At 65.7% G+C, this 1,747-nt stretch carries 2 protein-coding genes; both read right to left on the reverse strand.

Annotated elements, in window-relative coordinates:
* On the reverse strand, positions 1–788 hold a 788-nt coding region (locus MLGJGCBP_RS19420), incomplete at its 3' end, for a hypothetical protein (protein WP_160097621.1).
* On the reverse strand, positions 785–1,747 hold a 963-nt coding region (locus MLGJGCBP_RS19425), incomplete at its 5' end, for a sensor histidine kinase (RefSeq protein ID WP_160097622.1). The genes MLGJGCBP_RS19420 and MLGJGCBP_RS19425, both read right to left, overlap by 4 nt.

Genomic DNA, 1,747 nt, shown 5'->3' on the forward strand with positions numbered 1-1,747 from the left:
GCCAGTGCAGGTGCCCGGAGGGTGTCACGTAGATGTGCTTCGAGGAGCCGGCATTGCAGCATCTCCTCGGTGCTGAGTGGCTCTCCGGTGGAGATGCGTTCGAGCATCGGTCGTGCCAGCGTGTCGAGCCGGTTGAGCTGCGCGTCGCGTTCGGACAGTCTGGCTGCGGCTGCGGCCTCGTCGGCGATTTGCCGGGTTGTTTCCTCTCTCAGCCGGAAGATCGCCTTCGCTGACGGGCGGATCGTGTAGGCGAAGAAGGTGCCCATCAGCAGTGGACCCGCGCTGATCGCCGACATGGTGATTCCGTGGATCGCGCCTTGCCCGGTCACCTGTGACCACACGACGCATACTGCGACTATGCCGAGTAGGCCCGCCCACGCCGGCCATGTTCGCCCCCGCACGCACATGAACGTGTACACGGCTGTGGCGGCGCCGATCGGCCATGTTTGCAGTGGGCTCGTGATCGGTACCGGGAGCGCGGCAAGGACCAGTGCACAGGATGCCGGCCCCGCAAGAGTGATTGCGGTGGTCGCTCGCCAGGGAAGCGGGTCACCGGACACCGCGATGAGCGCGATGGCTGATGCGGCATTGACGGTTACCGCCAGCGCGATGGGGAAGACGGACGACACACCGTCGAGGGTGCCTGCTGCCGCGAGGGCAGTTCCTGCGATGTAGATGCTCACGATCACCCATGCCGCGCGCGTGTGCATTCCGAGCAGGGTGGTCACGTCGTCGTCGTGACGGTGGCCTGCGCGGGCTTCGGAATGCAGGGGGCCTGGAGTGGTCATTGTTCGCTCCCTGCCCAGGTGAGTTCGATCCTGGTGCCGATTTTGGGGCGGGACTCGACGGTGGCTGATCCTCCTGGGAGGTGGTTCATCCGATCTAGGATGCTGACCGCGAGGCCCAGTCGGTGGGCCGGTACGGATGAGATGTCGAAGCCCTTTCCGGTGTCGGAGACGACGACGCTGAGTCGTCTCGGGCCTAGGGCGACGATGACCGTGCGATGTGCACCGGCGCCGGCGTGACGCAGGCTGTTACGCAGCGCTTCGGCGAGGGCGGCGCCGATGGTGCGGACGGTTTCGGCTGGGATGCGTGTGTGTTCGGATCCCGGGCTCCGGTGTACAGCTAGGGAGATCGATTCGTCGGCCTCCGACGCTGCGGCACGCAGGTGGGAGAGCATTGCGGGAGGGTCGAAATCCTGTGTGGGGAGCACACCGACCCGGAGCCCGTCCAGCTGGGTCAGGGCGATGTCGGCCTGCCGGATCAACCCCTCGTTGAGTGGTATCCGCGACGCCGCCAGCAGCGTCGACATCACGCTGTCATGGGTCAACGCATCGAAGCGTTGCCGCTCGACGGTCCGTGCTTGCAGGGACGCTGCGCTGGCCGCGGCGGAAAACGTGTCCGCTCTCGTGGCGTCATGAACCTGACCTGTTCTCGCGGCCACTACCGCTGCACCGACGAACAACAGGTTGACCCCGATCCCGAACGCAATGTCCGGAATGAAAGGACTTCTCACGTCCGGTGTTCGAACGGTGTAGTTGATGAGCTGCGCCCCGAGCGTGACCACGGCCAGTTGGACGAACGCCCACCGCGCCCGCCACACAGCGCCCGCCGCCAAACTCGACAGCGCGGGAAAGGTCGAGAACCACACGCCTTTACCGTTGGGCAACAGAGTGCCGGACCATGCGAGCGGCCAGGTCATCAGCCCAAGGGGGTAGGTGACCGCCGTCAGGTTCGCCAACAGTCT

Origin of the sequence: Rhodococcus sp. T7, from assembly GCF_009872365.1 — a bacterium.
Classification (GTDB): domain Bacteria; phylum Actinomycetota; class Actinomycetes; order Mycobacteriales; family Mycobacteriaceae; genus Rhodococcus_F.